This is a genomic window from Methanobrevibacter thaueri, assembly GCF_003111625.1.
Classification (GTDB): domain Archaea; phylum Methanobacteriota; class Methanobacteria; order Methanobacteriales; family Methanobacteriaceae; genus Methanocatella; species Methanocatella thaueri.
In genome coordinates this window covers 105,199-124,394 of sequence record NZ_MZGS01000014.1, presented here as the reverse complement: position 1 = coordinate 124,394, position 19,196 = coordinate 105,199, and the positions used below count along the sequence as shown (strand labels likewise).

Below are 19,196 nucleotides of genomic sequence, written 5' to 3'. Positions count from 1 at the left end.
TGGCTATTGGGCGAATGGCTCAATGGTCATTTCTAGTGATCTTATTTTTTCCACCAGACCATGACCCAATCGGCCTTATCCTTGACGTTGAAATATTTGCCGTCCTCAAAGGTAAGTATCCTTTCAAGATAGTCTCTTAACAATTCCTTTTCCTCATCGGAGTATAAATCAAGGCGGAACTTGCCGTTGTCCATTGCATCTTCAATGCTTTCATACTCACGGTAATTGTTAAGGTCGAACCTTTCAACATTCGCATAGATTCCCATGTTGAATAGTATGTTGAAGAAGTAGTTGTAGTCCGGAAAATCCTCGGTTTTTATCCCAAGTTCCCTGTCAAAGTCCTTTTCGATTTTCTTGTTTTCAGGTCCGAAAATGGTTATGAAGACATACTTGTTCGCTATCCTGTTCAATTCAGAGAGAACCTTTTCTATTGGAATTATTCCGTTAAGTGACCTAGAGCAGACGACCACGTCAACATCCCCAATCTCATCGTAGGAAATTTCCTCAATTGGCTGCAATGTTGTTTCAATATTGGAAATGCCATTCTCATCGGCTCTCTTTTCAAGGTATTCCAGCATTTTTGGGGATGAATCAAGTCCAATAACCTTCTTGACCCTCTTGGCTATCGGTATTGTGACTGACCCCTCACCGCATCCGACATCCAAAACTGTGTCATTTTCATCTAAAATCAGTTTGTCAAATAATGCGATTTGATAATCCTCTTTACGGGTTCTCTTATAAAATCCCGGCGCTGCCTTATCCCAATCCTTATCCTTTTTTGTCGCTAGCTTTTCGGCCCAAAATCCGCTCCAGTCAACATCGTTCGGGTTGTCTATGCACTGTTTCATATTTTTGTCCTTCCTTCCAAAACGTTCATGTAATCTTCGTAATTTTCTTTTAAGAGCTCAGGAATGTCCAATTCGTAAGGGCACTTGTCAACGCATGAGTAGCATTCGGTGCACTCCTTTGTCTTATGCATAATCTGCTGGGTTCTCTCATCCATGTTTGGTTCTGTCGGAAAACGCCTAATCCAGAGTGACATCCTTGCGCACAGGCTAATGTTGATTTCCTCAGGGCATGGCATGCAGTATCCGCATCCCCTGCAGAAGTTGTCGCCGAGTTCCCTTTTGTCCTGTTCAATCACAGGTTTTAAGCTTTCATCTATAAGCAGATCATATGGATATGACAGGAAATCTCCTAGTTCGCTCATGTGCTGGATTCCCCAAATCGGCAGGACATTGTCGAACTCGTTCATGAAGGCGAAACTTGCCTTTGCGTTTTTCAATAGTCCTCCGCCCATTGCTTTCATGGCAATGAAACCCACATCCAGTTCCTTGCATCTTTGAACCAGTTTCAATTCCTCTTCCCCACTCAAATAGGAAAATGGATATTGCAATGTTTCATATATGCCGCTGTCAAGCGCCTCATGGGCAATTGTGATTTTGTGGGTGGTGATTCCTATATGGTTAATAAGCCCATCCTCTTTTGCCTGCACCATTGCCTTTGCAAGGTCATCTCCACTCTTAGGGCAGAATGAGATGTTGTGGTGCTGATACAAATCAAGATAATCGGTTTTCAATTCCTTAAGTGAAGTCTCCAGGTCATTCCAAAAGTCTTCCGGTGTTTCGGCAGCGGTTTTGGATGCCAGATAGATTTCACCTCTCACGCCTTCAAATGCCCTGCCCAGCTTCTCCTCACTGTCGGTGTAGAAACGGGCGGTATCATAAAAGTCAATTCCCGCATTGTATGCAGCATCCAATATTGCGATTGCATAGTCCATGTTTCTTCTTTGGATAGGTAGTGCGCCAAATCCAATCTTGTTCACTTCCAAATTAGTTTTTCCAAGCCTCAATTTATCCATAACCTTTCATTTTTAAAATAACATATAAAATTACAATGATGAGCAGGATTATGATTGAACTCCTTGCTGAGAAGAATTTGGTTCTTTTGAATTCCTTGTCCTCGACCTTTCCCGTCTTCATAATCCTTTCCTTTTCAAAGGAGCATTTTTGGTAAATCTTTTCAATGTCATTCGGTAGCCTTCCATGTTCGTTCAACATGTTTATTGTCTTGTTCAGGTATTTGACGGCTTCCTCGTCGTCATTGAGGTTCACGCAGCAGAATGCTGCCTTGTAATTGAAGTTTGTGACCAGTTCCAAATCGTCCTCAACCTTTCCCTCGTACTGTATGCAGTTCTTGTAGCATTTCAGGGCTTCCTTATACTCCTTCAATTCGTATAGCGCATCGCCTTTCGCATTGAATGCAACCAATGTGTCCTCCTGAAGCAGTGACTTGTCCAGATACTCAAGGGCTTCACGGTTCTTGCCGTTTTTCTGAAGCATCTGACCCATATACAAATCTGTCTTCTGGTCTGAACCGAATTGGCTTTCGTATTGCTTTATGCTTTTTAAAGCTTCCTCATAACGCTTTGCCTGGATAAGCAATTCGATTCTTGCCATTATCAATTCCTTTTTGGATAGGCGTGGCTTTTCAATGCTTGAATAGGATTTGTATTTGTCAACGGCTTTGTCCATATACTCCAGGGACTCATCAATATTGCCCTTGTTGAACTTGGACATTGCCTTGTCACACAGGACGTTGATGGAGCGTGGCTGTTTTGATAAGTACTCATCGAAGTACTTTTCGCCATAATCCCCATCATCATGGGTCGGGTCGTAATACTGGTAGTACATTCCCTTCTCTTCAAGAGCCGCCAGATTCCCATTTTCTATAAGTAAATCCAAAATAGCTATGTATGATTCTGCATCATCTTTCCCGTGTCTTTTTCTAGCTAATTTAAGAGCTTCTTCTTCATTTCCTTCACTAATGTATTGTTTAGCGGTTTCAATATATTCGCTCATTATAACATCCTAATATTTTTTATAAACCCCTTTAATTTAATGCATAACTACTCTCATTATATTTATATATTTTTAGATAAATAAATAATATTACTTATTTTTGTTAATTTAAAAAATTGTGATGATTAAATGAATGATTTAGAAGAGATTATCTATAAACATGCTTTACTTAATGCAGCAAAACATAAGGGATCCGCAAATCCCGGAGCTGTAATGGGTTCAATCATGTCAAACGAACCGGAACTTAGAAGCAGAGCAAAGGAAATCGGACCGATGTCAGGTAAGATTGTAGCGAAAGTGAACGCTTTAAGTCCGGAAGAGCAAGCTAGTGAAATGGAAAAGTTAGGTGTTGAAGTTCAGGACAAGAAACCTAAAGCTAAAGAGAAAGGATTGCAGGAACTTCCGGGAACACATGAAAACATAGTGTTGAGATTCGCTCCAAACCCAAGCGGACCGTTACATATCGGACATTCCCGTGCAGCAGTGCCAAATGCGGAATACGTTAAAAGGCACAACGGTAAACTAATTTTAAGGATAGAGGACACAGACCCTAAAAGGGTATTCGAACCTGCTTATGAAATGATTCCTGAGGATTTGAAATGGTTGGGAATCAATCCCGATGAAGTGATTTACCAATCCGACAGATTTGAGATTTATTACGATTACGCACGCCAATTGATTGAAAAGGGCGCAGCCTACATGTGCACCTGTGACGGTGCGGACTTCAAGGAATTGAAGGACAACTGCAAGGCATGCCCATGCCGTGACAACAGTGTTGAAGAGAACCTTGAGTTGTGGGACAAGTTCGACACAATGGAAGCGGGTGAAGCCGTATTGCGTGTTAAAACAGATATCAACCACAAAAACCCTGCGATTCGTGACTGGGTTGCAATGAGGCTGGTTGACGAAACCCACCCAAGATTGGGCAATAAGTACAGGATCTATCCTATGATGAACTTTTCAGTGGCTGTGGATGACCATCTGATGGGACTGACACATGTGCTTAGGGGAAAAGACCATTTGGCAAACACAGAAAAGCAAAAATACCTATATGACCATATGGGTTGGGATGTGCCTGAATATATTCACTATGGTCGTCTTAAAATGGAGGACATTGCCCTCAGTACATCAAAGGCAATGGCCGGAATTGAGGATGGAACCTACAGCGGATGGGATGACCCAAGACTCGGAACCCTCAGGGCCATTGCAAGACGTGGTATTGATCCAAGAACCATTTACAATCTTATCACTGAAATTGGAGTCAAAATGGCGGATTCAGCCATCAGCTGGAAGAAAATCTATGGTTTGAACCGCAATTTCCTCGAACCGATAGCCAACAGATACTTCTTCTGTGAAGACCCAGTCAAGATTGATGTCGACGGATATGCTGACGGCAAGGTGGACCTTGAAAGGCCATTGCATGCGGACCACCTCGACAGGGGAAACAGGATATTGCCGTTTGACGGAAGTGCATATCTTGCAAAATCCGACATCAAGGACGGACTGTTCAGACTGATGGATGCTGTCAATGTAGATATTGCAGGTGATAAAGTGACCTACCACTCCACCTCATTTGAGGATGCACGTGAAGCAAAGGCAAGAATCATTCAATGGGTGCCTGTGGACAGTAACGTCAATGTGAAAATAGTGATGGATGACGCATCAGTAAAGACCGGTCTTGGTGAAAGCGCACTCAACGATTTGGAAGTTGGGGATGTCGTGCAGTTTGAAAGGGTCGGTTTTGCACGTCTTGACGAGATATGCGACGGCGAACTGATATTCTACTATGCACACAAATAGGTGATCATCATGACAATGTTTACAAATGGATTTTCAACACTTCAGATGCCTAAGGATTTTGAGCCTGTCAACACCAAGGAGGAATTTAATGAGCTGTATCTGGTGAATACCAAAATTCCAATGTCCATTAAATTCTCAACAGCCCCTACTCCCGTAGGACTTCCGAACATTAAGGACGGCATTGAAAAGAACATTGAAAACAATGAGAGAGTTACTTTAGTCAATTCCGATTTCATGGTCATTAACGAGACCATTTATTATATGGTCGTTTCTTCATTTTCCGATGGTGAAACTGAGATTAGGCGTAATGAATTTTTATATGTGAAGGACAATAATCTTTACATATTCGAATTCACCTATCCTTATGCTGACAGGGAATTGGATGACTTTTACTTAAACATTATTCGCTCCTTTAAAATCAGTGTGCCAAAATACATTGTTGAGGATGGCGAATATAGAATTAATCATATGGAATAGTTTTTTTTTAAAAAAAAGAAGTTTTGTAAAAAGATATTCAATATATCTTTTTAACATCACTTGGTTTGATTGTAATATTTTGACGTCTGTACTTAACAGAGATATCATCACCGTTAATAGCATAAACTTGGCTTGAATAGGTTTCGCCTAAGTGATTATAGATGATTTCATCTCCTTTTTTAAGCACAACTTCACTGTTGTTTAGTTCAATTTTAATGTTTTCTCTTGAAGGCTTGTTTTTGATGCTAGGTTTTGGATGTGCCATTTCAGGTTCAGGTGAATTCTTAGCGAGATTGAATACTCTGCGTGTGTTTTCCTGTCTTAATCTTTGGTCATTGTCCATTTCATGCAATTGGTTGTAATCAGCATCAAAGTCAATGTGCCTTTCATTGATGATTGGTTCGTATATGTCGTATTCGTTGACGTTTCTGATGTAGGTTTCAGGGTCTTCGAATTCTTCAGGTTCCTGAACCAGTTTTTCTTTAACCTCTTGGTAAATTTTGGATCCTTTGATTTTGTTTGCGAATTTGTCCAGGTCTTTCCTGTAGTCCAAGTCCATTGTGTCGTCTCCACCGGAGAGGCTAGTGTTGTCCTTCTCATCGACTTTACTTGGGGTCTTGAGTGCTGGCTCTTCGATTTCAGCTTCGCTTTCCTGATTTAATAATGATTCTGTAATGCCTTCATCTTCGGAAATTTCAATAATCTCTTCGCTTTCTTCAGAGGCACTGCTTATAGCTTCCTCAACATCTTTTTGTGAAGCAACTGAAGGGGTTTCGCTGCTTTCTTCAGTCTCTTTGATTAAATCGCCGATTGTTTCTTGTTTGTCTTCGTTAATAATCTCTTCAATGAGTGGCTCTTCAGTTTTGTTTTTGATGCTCTCTTTGAGTTCATCCAATTCAGCATCTTCATCTCTTTTGATTGTTTGAGATTCTTTTTCTCTTTCACTGTCTTTTCTTTTTGATTCTTTGATTAATTCATCTATTGTGAATAGGTCTTTTAATTCAGTTGTATCTTTGTTATTTTGAGTCATAATATCCATCTGGCTTTGTTTAATTGGTTCTTGAAATTTTTTAACGCTATTATCATAATTAATTAATACTTGATTCTCAGATTCATATTCTATGCTGTTCATAGCTTCAATTTCAACTTCTGGAATAATATAAACATCACTTTTAGGGGATGTTTCCTCTGATCTTCTAAATAAGTTATGAGTATTCTGTTGGGAGTTTTGTGGGGATAAGCTGCGTGGTTCATTGGAAGGTTTTTTGTCATTATTGCCTAGTGAATTGATTGTTTGCCTGCCTGCATTCAAGACATTGTTTATGCTTTCACTGCTTGGCAGTATTGATCCTTCGTCATTTTCCAATTCTTCGCCTCTAAAATGCAATTTAACTAAAATTATTGCAATAACGGCTATTATAAATATTGTTATCCAAAGTATTATGGTAATGTCATTCATAATTTCCCAACCCTTATTTAGTCTATATATTAATTATGTAATATTCCTTAATTTAAATATTTTTATATATATTAAAAATTCAATCACTTAATTTATATAATTGCTAAAATAAAAATATAAATTAGATTAATATTTATGAGGATTAATCATGGTTGTTAAAATTAATGAGAACTATCTTAAGTTAAAAAGCAGCTACCTCTTTGTTGAAGTGGCTAGAAGAGAAGCAGAATTTACAAAAGCAAATCCTGATGCCGATGTTATAAAAATGGGTATTGGGGACGTTACAAAACCATTGGTCCCAGCAGTAATCGATGCATTCAGAAAAGCGGTGGATGAAATGGCTGATGGTGAAACATTCATGGGATACGGTCCGGAACAAGGATACGACTTTTTGGCCGAAGCCATTATCAAAAACGATTACAACAAGTATGGCGTTGACTTGGACACTTCAGAGGTCTTCATCAGTGACGGTGCAAAATGTGACACAGGTAACATCCAGGAAATCTTCGGAATCGACAACAAGATTGCAGTGACCGACCCTGTTTACACAGTGTACGTTGACACCAACGTAATGGCCGGAAGAACCGGTGAAATGGGTGACGACGGAATGTATGAAGGTTTGACATATCTCAAATGCAATGCAGAAAACGGATTCATTCCGGAACTTCCATCCGAACCTGTAGACATCATTTACTTATGTTATCCAAATAACCCAACAGGTACCACTTTAACAAAAGATCAGTTAAAGGTATTCGTTGAATATGCACGTGAAAACAAGGCTATCATTTTATTCGATGCCGCTTATGAAGTATTCATCAATGAAGATGATGTTCCACACAGCATTTATGAAATTGAAGGGGCAAAAGAAGTTGCAATCGAATTCAGAAGCTTTTCCAAAACCGCAGGATTTACAGGAACCCGTTGCGCATACACAGTAGTTCCTAAGGAATTGAAAGGATACGATTCCGAAGGCAACGAAGTGGAAATCAACCCGTTATGGAACAGAAGACAAACCACAAAATTCAACGGCGCATCCTACCCGGTACAAAGAGCTGCAGAAGCAACCTACTCTCCAGAAGGCCGCAAACAAATTCTTGAAGTCGTGGATTACTACATGGCAAACGCAAAAATCATCCGTGAAAGCCTAACAGACATCGGCCTTGAGGTTTATGGAGGAGTCAGCTCCCCTTACATTTGGGTTAAAACTCCAAACGACATGGACTCATGGGACTTCTTTGACGTGTTGTTGAATGAGGCAAACGTCATCGGAACTCCAGGTTCAGGATTCGGCCCAAGCGGTGAAGGATACTTAAGACTCACAGCATTCAATACCTTGGAAAATACTAAAGAGGCAATGGATAGAATTTCAAAATTAGAATTTTAGGTGTTATAATTGAAAGTAATAGAAAAACCAGTTGAAATTGAACAAGGCGATTCATTTAAGGTATTATTATCAAAATATGGTGCATTGGCACTTGACAAGCAGGAAAACTTATCAGAATTAATTGGGGAAACAGAAGGCGAATTGGACATTGAAAAAGGATTGCTGACCTTTGGTGACATCGAGTTTCCCGTTCAGATTTTAGGATTCTACATGCAGGACTCAAAGCAATGGTCATGGGCATGGGACAATGAGGACATCTTCGGTGCGGACTTTATTCAATCAGCAAAGGAAATCAAGGCAATCGGTGAGGAATTCGACATTGAGGCATTCACCACCCCTATGCTCAACGCAGATTTCAATGACTGCCACACTTTGGCCATGACTGCCACAGGCATTTTAAAGATGGATGCTTATTACGGCGTTTCCGAAGATGATCTGGACATTTTCGTTCTCATCAAGTCCGACTTGATTGAGGAAGTAGATTCCCCAAGGAAATTCAGGGACACATTCTACACTTTCCAAAAGAACTTCAACATCTACCCAAAAATAGCTTTCGAATCCTACACAAAGCTTAAGGGATACGGATTCAAGCCACATGATGATTTCGCTCTTGCAAAAATCGGTGAAGCCCGTGTTATGGCAGGATATACCGAAAGGGGAAACGTCACAAGGCTTTTAATATTCGGTGATGATGACAGGTGAGATCATGGATGAGGATTTAGTTGATGAAATAGAGTACTTGATAGAGCTTCTGACTAAATCCGGATTCTTTTCACTTGATGAAATCATGGAAATATTGGATGATCAGTTCATTGAGGAGGAAATAGACTTTTCCGGTTATGATATTTCCCTGAATGACTTTTCAAATGAGAACTTCTCAAAATTGGAGAATGCCTTCAGAAAGTTATCCAAGGAGGGCATAGTCGCCATCCACAACTGCGGCTTTGACATTGAGGAGGGTGTGAGTGACGCCTTTGAGCTTGAAGTCCATTTAACAAACAATAAGTTCAAGGCCGACGGCTTTTGCTTTTACACCTTTGAGGATGTTGAGGAGGCGGTTTTTGACGGCAAGCTGAAAATCACCTTTGGCGATTTTGAAAATGATGAAGCCAAGGCGTTGGAAATCGGAAAGACAATTTCAAGATATTTGAAAGAGGAGAATTTCACCATCGATTGGGATGAAAGCGTTAACAACCAGATTGAAATTAATCCTTTTATATGGGACAAGTCCTATGATGGTGATAAGGAATATGAGATTGAAGGGGCATATGAAGTGTTTACAGCAAATCAGGTGTTATGATGAATGTAAGATCTTTAAAACTAATCCGTGATGTAATCATCAATTCAGGCAAATGGACTTCCATAGAGATAGCTCAGGATTCCGTATATCTTGAGTTCAAGGATGTGGAGCTTGGAACTCCCAAGCATGATGAGGAATTCTCACTGACCGTAAGGTTTGCGGAGGATTCATTTTTTACAGCTTTTTACAATAACATTTGGGACATTGATTTCCTCTCCAGGTATGATTATAAGAATCAGCTGTTGAGTGAGGAAGTGTATTTTGAGGTCAAGGACATCAAGTTCATTGACTTTGAATATCTCAATACCTTTTTCTACAATTTCAAAAGGGAAAAGACAGTTTCAAGCCGTGACGATTTTGATATTCACAACATCCGCAATGACTTTTTCCTGCTGGTCGAAACAAAGGAGATCGCTTTTGTCGCCGGCGGAAACTATATGGATTTCTTCACACCATCCGAAAGGCTTGATGATGCCTCATTGAGGGAACTGTCCAATCAGTGGATGCTTTACTTTTTGAATTACCACATGAAAAGGAACCTTATCAAGGACCCTATGTGTGAAAATCATCCGTTGATGCATACAAAGAAATAACTTTATTTCATTTTTTTCCATACTTGTCATTAAATCGATTTGACGAGTATTTAATTTATTTTATTTTTGTTTAATTATTGAATTATTCATTATTACTTTGAATAAATGAATAGTTATCGGCAATCACCATTCCGTTTTTTGAAGTATATTCAAAAAGTTTTTTAATTATAAATGACATAATATTATTGTTATGGAAATTCAATGAAATTTTCAACATTAATTTGATAAGGAGTTATTAAATGACTTGTAGTATTTTAGTTGGTGGCGCATGGGGTGATGAAGGTAAGGGAAAATGTATCACTTACCTCTGTGACAACGACAAGCCGAACATTATCGCTCGTGCAGGTGTTGGACCAAACGCAGGACACTCCGTTGAATTCAATGGAGAGAAGTACGGTTTGAGATTAACCCCATCAGGTTTTGTACATACTGACGCTAAACTTATGATTGGTGCAGGAGTTTTAGTTAATCCAGATGTGCTGTTCAATGAATTTGAAAACTTAAAAAAATATAATATCAAGGAAAGAATGTGCATTGACCCGAGATGTGCAATTATCACAGAGGATCACATGAAAAGGGACAAGGCATCAGAACATTTATCTAAAAAGATTGGAAGTACAGGTTCAGGTTGCGGACCTGCAAACTCAGACAGGGTATTAAGAACTGTTGGACTTGCAAAGGACGTTCCGGAACTTGAGGAATACCTTACAGATGTGTCAGTTGCATGTAATGAGGCTATTGACAACGGTGAAGAGGTGTTCATCGAAGGCTCACAGGGTTTTGCCCTTTCACTTTACTACGGTTCATATCCGTATGTGACAAGTAAGGACACCACAGCATCAACATTCGCTGCGGACGTTGGTGTGGGACCTACCAAAGTCGATGAGGTCATCACCGTATTCAAATCCTACATTTCCCGTGTCGGTGAAGGACCGTTCCCAACTGAAATGACTCAGGAAGAGGCAGAAAGCAAAGGTCTTGAGGAATATGGTGTTGTAACAGGAAGACGCAGAAGAATCGGTTACTTTGACATGGAACTTGCAAAGGAATCATGCAGAATAAACGGTGCAACCCAAATCGCATTGACTTGTGTCGACAAGCTCTTTGACTGTGCACGCGTTCAGGACTATGGCCAATTGTCTGCTGAAACAAAGGCATTCATTGAGGATATTCAAACCGAAACCGGCGTACCGGTAACCATCATTTCAACCGGACCGGACTTAAAAGACACAATCGACTTGAGAAAAGAATTATTATAATTCTTTTTCATACTTTTTTTTTTTAATTTCAAACTATTTTTAAAAAGAGATTTTTTGTTTTTGAAACTATTTTTTATAAAAAATAAAAAAAGAGAGGGTTTCGACATTTAGTCGTTAGCTAAATTATCGAAGTATCCTTGAATGAAGATAACTGGTGTTCCCTTATCTCCGGAACCGCTGGTCAGGTCACATAATGAACCGATTAGGTCGGTCAATACTCTAGGAGTTGTTCCTTCGGTAATCATTTGTCCAGTTAAATCTGCATCTTTGTTTTTGATTTCTTCTTTAATTGCTTCTTTTAATTCGTCGCCTTTCAAATCAGCGAACTTATTATCAGAAACGTATTTTAATTTAATTTCATTTGGATATCCCACTAATCCACTGGTATGTGCTGGTGAAACGACAGGGTCAGCCAATTCCCAAATCTTTCCAACAGGATCCTTGAATGCTCCATCACCGTAAACCATGACTTCAATTTGCTTGCCTGTAATGTCGATTAATCTTTTTTGGACTTCGTTTACTATTTTGTCACCTGTTATTGGGAATAATTTTAATTTTTCTTCTGTTGCTTTGTTGGAACCGAGTAATCCGAAATCAGGGTTGTGGCCGGAATCTCCAATTGGTTCAGTTAAGATTTGGTATAATCCGTAAACGTTGGCACCTAAGTCTTTAAGAGTCTTGGTTGACTTTTCTCTTGTGTGGATATCACAGGTCAATACGTCTGTGTTATAGTCAAGGATTGTCTTTATGTCATTTGAGAATACGAACTCAACTTCACAGTCTTCACTTTCAATCAGTTCACGGTAGAAGTCAATCATGTTAATTCCGGTGAAAGGGTGTATCCATGTGCCGAAATGTTCCTTGTATTCGTCTTCGGAAATGACGCTTGCCAGATTGAATTCGCTTTTGTCTAAAAGGTCTTCGTCTAGAATTCCGTTTCCAACTTCGTCTGCAGGGAAGGAGGTCAATAATGTGATTTTATCCATTCCTCTTGCAATACCTTTCAAGATGATTGAAAATCTGTTTCTGCTTAAGATAGGATTTACCACTCCAATGTTTTTGGATGGGAACTTGTTCTGCAAGTCTTGTGCTACATCATCAACAGTCACATAGTTTCCTTCTGAAATACCTACAACTGCTTCGGTGATTGCAACGATATCCTTATCTTTGAATTCAAATCCTTCACTTTCCTTTGCTGCCATCAATGAATCTACAACTATTGTGGCCAAATCATCATTTTCTTTAATAATCGGTGTCCTTATTCCACGTACTACAGTACCAACACATCTCATTTTTTATTACTCCTAATAAAGTATTAACGTTATGCTGGAATGAAACTTCCAACAACCTATTAACTTTATATTTTTAATCCATATATAAAGGTTAAGATTTATTGGACATTTGTGCGGATATGTTCAGCAATGTAATTTGTAAATTATTGGGTGTTATTCATATAAAATTGAATTAAAATTCTATATTGCTTCATTGGATAATATAATGGTGGTTATTTATTTAATATCACTTAAAAAATACTTTAACCATAAAAACAAGATATGAAAAGAGGTTATGAATGATATTTGTTGTTCAATTTAATCTTCATTCTGTTCTTGAATGTTAAGGACTTGGTTGGTGTTGAAAAGATGGTGGTAAAAATTAAAAAAAGAATTTAGAGTTCATCTAATGAGAATGAACCTAAATCAAGTAAGTCAAATGTCAATATTTTTGGAGCTACGGTGACTTTGCCGACTCCGGTTATTATCTTATAGGCTTCCATTGCCTCAAGACAACCTATTAAGTTTGGAGTAGGTCCTATGACCGGTGGAACGCCTGATGTGACATTTTTCAATGCTTCAACTGTTTCATCATTCAGTTCCTTGCCGAGTGAAGGAAGGTTGAACATTTCCTCGTATGTCTTGTCGCTGTTAGGCAGGAATACAGTGATTTGGCCGAGGGTTCCGTGTATTGCTCCGTGGATGTATGGTATTCCCTTTTCCTTTGCTTTTCTTGACACGATGACTCTTGTCAGGACATTGTCAAGGGCGTCAATGACAATATCGGAATCTCCAATGACCTTGTCGATATTGCTTTGATCAACATGCTCATTATATGTGGTTACTTTTACATAGGGATTTATAAGTCTGACCTTTTCAGCAGCGACAGCTTCCTTATCAAGGCCCAAATCAGCTATTGAAGCCATGGTCTGCCTATTCAAGTTTGACAGGTCAAATGCGTCCTTATCAACAAGAACCAATTCTCCGATTCCCATTCTTGCAAGCATTTCAATGGTTTCTCCACCGATTCCGCCACAACCAATAACTGTGATTTTTGCGTCTTTAAATCTTTCCTGTTCGCTTCTAGTTACTATACTCATTTGACGGGAAGCTATTTCCCAGTATCCGTCACCTATGTATCTTGTTGGCATGTTATTCACCTAATATTTCTTCTTAATTTTGATAAGATTTCCATAAATGCATCTAATGCATCCTCATAAGTTTCATAATTGTTTCCACTAATCAATCCGTTTTGGTTAATTGTAATGTTTTCTAGTTCTATTTTGTTTTCGCTTTCATTAATAATTTTGTCTTTAATCTGCTTTCCTGTCTCTTCAATGTTTATCGTGAACGGTAGTTGATATGAAAATGACAGGTTCCCATAGTCAATGGCTATGTCCTCATCATCATCAATTTCGCACAGGTTTAAAACGATTTTCCCAAAGCCCTGCTCTTTTAATTCATCATTGATTTGATTATATTTGCCATCTTTGAATATTTCATCCAAACTGTCCACTTCAACAATCGCAAGTTCATCATTGTCCCTGACCTTGACAATTTCACAGTCTGTCTTGAATAGGATGTAATCCTCACAATGGCTTATCCTTTCGATTTTCTCATTTGTGGTTTTGGTGTTTGTCGGAATTCTGGTTGCAAGGCATGTTGTTGATCGGGAATATGGAATGCCGTTCTCATTGAGATATTCATGAATCTCCTTTGAAGTCAGCTTGGCTTCAATTAAAGGTGTTTCAAATTCCTTTGCATATGTAACAAGAATTCCTGGCCTGTCTATGACCAAATCGCTGATGTTGTTGCCGTCGCAGACGAAATCAAAACCCTTTTCGATTGCAAGCTTTTTGATTTCACTGTACATCAGGTTGCGGCATGTGAAGCATCTTTTTGAGTCGTTTGACAGGAAATACTCGTCATCGTAAAAGTTGATGTCGATTATCTCATGTTTAATTCCAAAAGATTTTGTAGCCTTTTTGGCATTTTCAATGAAGCCGGTAGGGAACAGATGATTGTCTATTGTTATTGCCAATGTGTCTTCAGCCACTTTTGAGGCCAGATAGGCTATAAGTGTTGAATCTGCTCCTCCTGAAAAGCCAATCGCTACCTTTTTATCTTTTAGGATATCTCTAACAATATTGATTTTCTCTTCTATGCTCATTGTATCATTTCTTATATTTGTCATTGAAAATTTAAATAGTTGAGAGCATCAGGTTTTGATGCTCTTGAATTAATGAGTTATGGAATCATTATTTATGTATTAATTTTTTAAGGAGTTAATAACTCATTAATCAGATTCAGCTATAACTTGGTATTAGTGATCTTCCTGTTGTTTTAATGGGAATTGCGGAATTGGCAGTTATTTTCAAGTTATAGCTGTTAATATTGCCCGAGATTATGGAAAAAACTGTTTTGACATTGAAATATAATTATATAACAATAGTTATTTTTTCCATGTCATTAAGTTAGTATATATTCATATATAAATATTTTGAATTTTTTAATCAAGCATAAATGTGGGAGTGATTTTTTTGACTTTGTTTACAATGCTATAGAAATATTTAAAAAACAAGAGAATAATATAACAATTGTTAATAATCATGATTTGAATTTTAGCCCTAATGGCTATTAAAACACAAATCGAATCGTAGGTGATAAGATGGATTTCAACTTAAAATACAAGCAAATCAATGAAAAAAGACAACTGAAAGAAAACTACACCATTAAGGACCTTCTGGATGACCTGGAATTGTCCTCCCAGACAACAGTTGCAAAGCAGAACGGTGAACTGACAATAGAGGACAGCACAATAAATGACGGTGATGAGATTCAATTGGTTCAGATAATATATGGTGGATAGTAGTTATTTTTGTGCAATAACTACTAAAATGTAATCGTTTTCCTTAACGTAACTTTCAACACTTTTAAAACCGGCATCAAGAAGATATTCTTCAAGTTCAGGAGCGGTGTATACGCTCATTCCCTCAACCTCGGCCAGCCATTTTTCATCATCGGGATGATTGCCGTCTGTTCCCTGTGCAATCATGAACTGTCCATCGGGCTTTATGATTCTTGAAACTTCTTTGAATGTATTTTTGATGTCAGGCCAGAAGTAAATGGTTTCAAATGCACTTACCAAATCGTAACTCTCATCATCGATTGGCATGTCGCTCACATCCGCCTGGATAACGTTGCATCTTCCGTTTTCCACGGCTTTTCTGTTCTGTTCAATGGATGCCTTCACAGACACTTCTGAATAATCCAATCCGTCAACATTGTTTTTTGTCAATTTCAAGAATTTCTCGATATTCACTCCTCCGCCACAGCCTATATCAAGGATTTTATCATTATTTCCCACATTAACGCATTCAAATGCAAATTCGGAAATCTCCTTGTGGTTTTCGTTCATATTGCTAATGGTTTCAAAGCCTTCCTCGCCGTGAGGCTTCATGCACTGTGTGATCTTTTCAGCTACCATAATCAAAACCTTTAATAATTTTTCAAATATATTTAATATTGGTGATTAAATGGATAATAAAATTATCGCAATTATTATAGCAATCATTGTGGTTGCTGTCGGTGCATTCCTAATATTTGGAGGTGGCGGTGAAGAGGTGACAATCGGTTACCTGCCATCTGACCACGATGCGGCACTTTTTGTTGCGGATGCACAAGGTAAATATGCAGAAAATGGAATTAAGACAAAGCTTGTCCAGTTCAACAATGGTGGGGACTTGATGACCGCCATGGCAAGCGGTGATGTTGACGTGGGTTATGTCGGAATTACTCCTGTATTGTCTTCAATAGCCAAGGGAGTTCCGGTCAAAGTGATTTCAGCAGCCCAGACCGAAGGGTCCGGAATTGTGGTTGCCAAGGATTCAGGAATATCTTCCGTTCAGGACTTGGCAGGCAAGAAAATAGCGACACCTGGTGAGGCCTCAATCCAGCACATGCTGCTCACATATTACCTGGAGCAAAACGGCATGTCAATTGATGACTTGAAAGTTTCAGCAATGAAGGTTCCTTCAATGAATGACGCACTTAAAACAGGTAAGATTGATGGTATGATCACTTTCGAACCATACGTGTCAATTGCCGAGAAGAACGGAGCTAAGGTTTTAACAGATTCAGCAGACATTTTGCCTAACCATCCATGCTGTGTTGTTGTAGCTTCCGACAAGTTCATTGAGAACCATCCTAATGAGACCCAAAAAATATTGGAAATCCACAAGAACGCAACCGACTTCATCAACAGCAATCCTGATGAGGCTGCAGCATTGCTTCCGAAAGACATTGTAAGTGATGTTGAGGTTGAGAAAAAGGCCATGGCTGGCTTCCCATTCATATCCGGTTTGGATGATTCATATAAACAGGATGTAATGGACTTCATGGATTTGGAAGTCGATTTGGGTATCTTGAAAAAACCTATTTCTCAAGATAAGATTTTCTGGGAAGGCAGTTAATTCAACTGCCTCTCAATTCTTTTTTTAGCAATATTTATATATGCCAAAATTTAATATAACATATGTTATTGCAATATAACAATTGTGATAAACCAATTATAGGAGGAGAATCAATGTGTGAAATTTTTTGTTTTAATTCAAATACGCCAAAACAAATAAATGAATGTCTTGAATGTTTTTATAATCACTCTGAAGACCATCCCCATGGCTGGGGATTGGCAACTATGAAATCAAATGAATTTGTTATTAGAAAAGAACCTATAAAAGCAACATGCAGTCAGAATTTAAAAGACATATTGTCTCATCCTGTGGTTGGAAAAAACGTATTCGCTCACATCAGGTTAGCTACGGTAGGTGAAATAATATCTCCCAATTGCCACCCATTTATCGAAGCAGATGATAACAACAGGTCATGGATGTTAATACACAACGGAACCATTTTCGATTATCCGGAACTTGACAAGTACGCGGATAAGGAAAATGGAGACACTGATTCTGAGCGAATATTACTTTACATTATTGATAAGATTAATGAATTTGAAAGCTCAAAGGGAGCTCCCTCAACCATAAAGGAACGCTTTAACCTATTGACAGATATAGTTGAGGACCTGTCAAAAAACAATAAGCTGAACCTGATGGTATATGATGGGGACCTGACTTACATTCATTCTAACATGAGAAATTCTCTATACTACCTAAAAAGTGATGAAGGCTTTTTGGTGGCTTCAACTCCCTTGAATGATGATGAGAATTGGAAGGAAGTTGAATTGAACAAATTATTCGGTTTAATCGATGGCAATATAATTTTTGAAAGTGGGGAACATGAAAACGAGTTCATTTTTACAGATGCTCACCAAAAGGCCATTGAGGAATTTTTAAAAACAGTCCATAAGGATGATATTGATGATTAATGAAGAGAGAATTAGGGATAAGCTTTATGAGGAGTTTATCAAACCGACCAATCAGGATAAGAATTTCATAGGCATTGAAATCGAGATTCCCATAATCAATCTTGACAAGAAGGCGGTGGATTTCGATGTCGTTCACACAATCACAGACAAGTTTCAAAAGCAGTTCAATGATTTCAAGGCGGATGGAATTGACTATGACAGCAATGTCTTTGCCTTGAAAAACCCTAAAAATGAAGATATAGTCTGCTATGACTGCTCATACAACAACATAGAGTTTGCAATGGGTCGTGAAAAGGAGCTGTTTTCAATAAATGAAAGATTCAGCGAGTATTATGCATTCGTTAAGGAATCATTTGAAGAGTACAACCATACGTTAACAGGAATGGGAATCAACCCGTACAGGAAATATAACATCAACGAGCCAATACCTTCAGAAAGGTATCTGATGCTTTATCATCACTTGAAGTCATTCAGCAATTATGAAAACATCCCTATGCACTTCCATAAGTATCCGGAATACGGAATGTTTTCATCAGCCTCCCAGGTTCAGCTGGATGTCACAAGGGAGAATCTGATACAGACAATCAATGTCTTTTCAAAAATTGAACCGATCAAGGCGTTATTGTTCTCCAATTCCGTGTTGTATGGTGAAGATGATAAATACACCTGCTTCAGGGATGCTTTGTGGGAATATTCCACCCATGGGGTAAACCCTCACAATATCGGGGTCTATGATGTCGACTTCAAGGACATCAATGACCTTCAGGCATATCTTGAATCCCTGAACATCTATTGCGTGATGCGCGATGGCGCATACATCAACTTCCCGTCCATGAACCTTCTGGAATACTTCAAGCAGGATTACGTTTCAGGCGAAATCTATTGCGACGGAGAATATCGTAAAATCGATGTTAAACCTTTAATCAGTGATATAAAATATTTAAGACCATTTAAATTCATCAACCTGACTTTCAGGGGCACAGTCGAATTCAGAAGCATTTGCACCCAACCGATCAGGGATTCCATGTGTGTGGCTGCATTCCACATGGGATTGAAGGACAAGCTGGATGAGCTGGAGGAAATTGTCAGCAAGGACAACGTGTTGTATCACAGGGGATATACCGCAGGCGAACTCAGAAAGCTTTTGATTCAGGACAAGCTCCCGGAATTCATAAATTTAGACTGTCTGTGCGACCTGTCAAGGGAAATCGTTGACTTGGCATGTGACGGGCTTGAGCAGAGAGGCATTGGAGAGGAAATATTCCTGAATCCGTTATATGACCGCATCAAAAGACGCTCAAATCCGGGAAAAGACGTAATCAAGTCAGTGAATAACGGAACAGAAATCGAAAAAATTATTGAAGATTACGGAAAATTGGGCATAACTATCTAAACAATGAAATACAAAC

The 19,196-nt window shown here is 38.8% G+C and carries 19 protein-coding genes; 11 read left to right on the top strand and 8 right to left on the bottom strand.

Annotated features, from left to right (window positions below):
- Nucleotides 1–41: 41 nt before the first annotated feature.
- The 3 genes from MBBTH_RS01545 to MBBTH_RS01535 are packed head-to-tail and all read right to left on the bottom strand — an operon-like array spanning nt 42 to nt 2,861.
- Complete coding sequence (locus MBBTH_RS01545) at nt 42–848, bottom strand: class I SAM-dependent methyltransferase (RefSeq protein WP_116591286.1); 807 nt, start codon at nt 846–848, stop codon at nt 42–44.
- A complete protein-coding gene (locus tag MBBTH_RS01540; protein ID WP_116591285.1) occupies nt 845–1,861 on the bottom strand; it encodes an aldo/keto reductase in 1,017 nt (338 codons plus the stop codon). The genes MBBTH_RS01545 and MBBTH_RS01540 overlap by 4 nt, the downstream gene beginning before the upstream one ends.
- Complete coding sequence (locus tag MBBTH_RS01535) at nt 1,854–2,861, bottom strand: tetratricopeptide repeat protein (protein ID WP_116591284.1); 1,008 nt, start codon at nt 2,859–2,861, stop codon at nt 1,854–1,856. The genes MBBTH_RS01540 and MBBTH_RS01535 overlap by 8 nt, the downstream gene beginning before the upstream one ends.
- Before the next feature lie 129 nt (nt 2,862–2,990).
- Here MBBTH_RS01535 and MBBTH_RS01530 point away from each other — a divergent pair, with 129 nt between their 5' ends.
- Together MBBTH_RS01530 and MBBTH_RS01525 are read left to right on the top strand one after the other, a co-directional pair.
- The gene (locus tag MBBTH_RS01530; RefSeq protein WP_116591283.1) at nt 2,991–4,661 is read left to right on the top strand and encodes a glutamate--tRNA ligase; all 1,671 of its coding nucleotides are present in this window, start codon (nt 2,991–2,993) and stop codon (nt 4,659–4,661) included.
- 9 nt (nt 4,662–4,670) lie between these two features.
- Nucleotides 4,671–5,138 carry a hypothetical protein gene (locus MBBTH_RS01525; RefSeq protein ID WP_116591282.1) on the top strand — a complete coding sequence of 156 codons (468 nt, stop codon included), beginning with the start codon at nt 4,671–4,673 and terminating at the stop codon, nt 5,136–5,138.
- 37 nt (nt 5,139–5,175) lie between these two features.
- Here MBBTH_RS01525 and MBBTH_RS01520 read toward each other — a convergent pair whose 3' ends face one another.
- Nucleotides 5,176–6,597 (bottom strand): hypothetical protein, encoded by a 1,422-nt coding sequence (locus tag MBBTH_RS01520; RefSeq protein WP_116591281.1) that lies wholly within the window; start codon nt 6,595–6,597, stop codon nt 5,176–5,178.
- Nucleotides 6,598–6,745: 148 nt separating this feature from the next.
- Between MBBTH_RS01520 and MBBTH_RS01515 the strand changes: the two genes are divergently transcribed.
- The 5 genes from MBBTH_RS01515 (at nt 6,746) to MBBTH_RS01495 (ending at nt 11,133) form a co-directional block, all read left to right on the top strand.
- Nucleotides 6,746–7,981, top strand: coding sequence for an LL-diaminopimelate aminotransferase (locus MBBTH_RS01515; RefSeq protein WP_116591280.1), 1,236 nt, complete (start codon nt 6,746–6,748; stop codon nt 7,979–7,981).
- Nucleotides 7,982–7,990: 9 nt separating this feature from the next.
- Nucleotides 7,991–8,683, top strand: a complete 693-nt coding sequence (locus tag MBBTH_RS01510) for a DUF6882 domain-containing protein (RefSeq protein WP_116591279.1) — start codon at nt 7,991–7,993, stop codon at nt 8,681–8,683.
- A 4-nt stretch (nt 8,684–8,687) separates the two neighbouring features.
- The gene (locus tag MBBTH_RS01505) at nt 8,688–9,281 is read left to right on the top strand and encodes a DUF6891 domain-containing protein (protein ID WP_116591361.1); all 594 of its coding nucleotides are present in this window, start codon (nt 8,688–8,690) and stop codon (nt 9,279–9,281) included.
- Nucleotides 9,278–9,874 (top strand): hypothetical protein, encoded by a 597-nt coding sequence (locus tag MBBTH_RS01500; RefSeq protein ID WP_243409616.1) that lies wholly within the window; start codon nt 9,278–9,280, stop codon nt 9,872–9,874. The genes MBBTH_RS01505 and MBBTH_RS01500 overlap by 4 nt, the downstream gene beginning before the upstream one ends.
- A 239-nt stretch (nt 9,875–10,113) precedes the next feature.
- A complete protein-coding gene (locus MBBTH_RS01495; RefSeq protein ID WP_116591277.1) occupies nt 10,114–11,133 on the top strand; it encodes an adenylosuccinate synthetase in 1,020 nt (339 codons plus the stop codon).
- Nucleotides 11,134–11,240: 107 nt separating this feature from the next.
- Here the strand turns inward: MBBTH_RS01495 and MBBTH_RS01490 are convergent, their stop codons facing one another.
- The 3 genes from MBBTH_RS01490 to MBBTH_RS01480 form a co-directional block, all read right to left on the bottom strand.
- Nucleotides 11,241–12,425, bottom strand: a complete 1,185-nt coding sequence (locus MBBTH_RS01490; protein ID WP_116591276.1) for a coenzyme F420-0:L-glutamate ligase — start codon at nt 12,423–12,425, stop codon at nt 11,241–11,243.
- A 374-nt stretch (nt 12,426–12,799) separates the two neighbouring features.
- The gene (locus tag MBBTH_RS01485) at nt 12,800–13,555 is read right to left on the bottom strand and encodes a HesA/MoeB/ThiF family protein (RefSeq protein WP_116591275.1); all 756 of its coding nucleotides are present in this window, start codon (nt 13,553–13,555) and stop codon (nt 12,800–12,802) included.
- A 5-nt stretch (nt 13,556–13,560) separates the two neighbouring features.
- Nucleotides 13,561–14,574, bottom strand: coding sequence for a 7-cyano-7-deazaguanine synthase (locus MBBTH_RS01480; RefSeq protein ID WP_116591274.1), 1,014 nt, complete (start codon nt 14,572–14,574; stop codon nt 13,561–13,563).
- Nucleotides 14,575–15,072: 498 nt separating this feature from the next.
- Between MBBTH_RS01480 and MBBTH_RS01475 the strand changes: the two genes are divergently transcribed.
- A complete protein-coding gene (locus MBBTH_RS01475; RefSeq protein WP_116591273.1) occupies nt 15,073–15,273 on the top strand; it encodes a MoaD/ThiS family protein in 201 nt (66 codons plus the stop codon).
- A gap of 3 nt (nt 15,274–15,276) precedes the next feature.
- On the opposite strand, the gene MBBTH_RS01470 is transcribed toward MBBTH_RS01475, so the two are convergent.
- Nucleotides 15,277–15,891 (bottom strand): class I SAM-dependent methyltransferase, encoded by a 615-nt coding sequence (locus MBBTH_RS01470; protein WP_116591272.1) that lies wholly within the window; start codon nt 15,889–15,891, stop codon nt 15,277–15,279.
- A gap of 49 nt (nt 15,892–15,940) precedes the next feature.
- Here MBBTH_RS01470 and MBBTH_RS01465 point away from each other — a divergent pair, with 49 nt between their 5' ends.
- The 3 genes from MBBTH_RS01465 (at nt 15,941) to MBBTH_RS01455 (ending at nt 19,180) form a co-directional block, all read left to right on the top strand.
- Nucleotides 15,941–16,876 (top strand): ABC transporter substrate-binding protein, encoded by a 936-nt coding sequence (locus MBBTH_RS01465; RefSeq protein WP_116591271.1) that lies wholly within the window; start codon nt 15,941–15,943, stop codon nt 16,874–16,876.
- A 113-nt stretch (nt 16,877–16,989) separates the two neighbouring features.
- Entirely contained in the window at nt 16,990–17,787 is a 798-nt protein-coding gene (locus MBBTH_RS01460; protein WP_116591270.1) for a class II glutamine amidotransferase, read from the top strand.
- The gene (locus tag MBBTH_RS01455) at nt 17,780–19,180 is read left to right on the top strand and encodes a glutamate--cysteine ligase family protein (RefSeq protein ID WP_116591269.1); all 1,401 of its coding nucleotides are present in this window, start codon (nt 17,780–17,782) and stop codon (nt 19,178–19,180) included. Before MBBTH_RS01460 ends, MBBTH_RS01455 begins: the two co-directional genes overlap by 8 nt.
- Nucleotides 19,181–19,196: the final 16 nt, after the last annotated feature.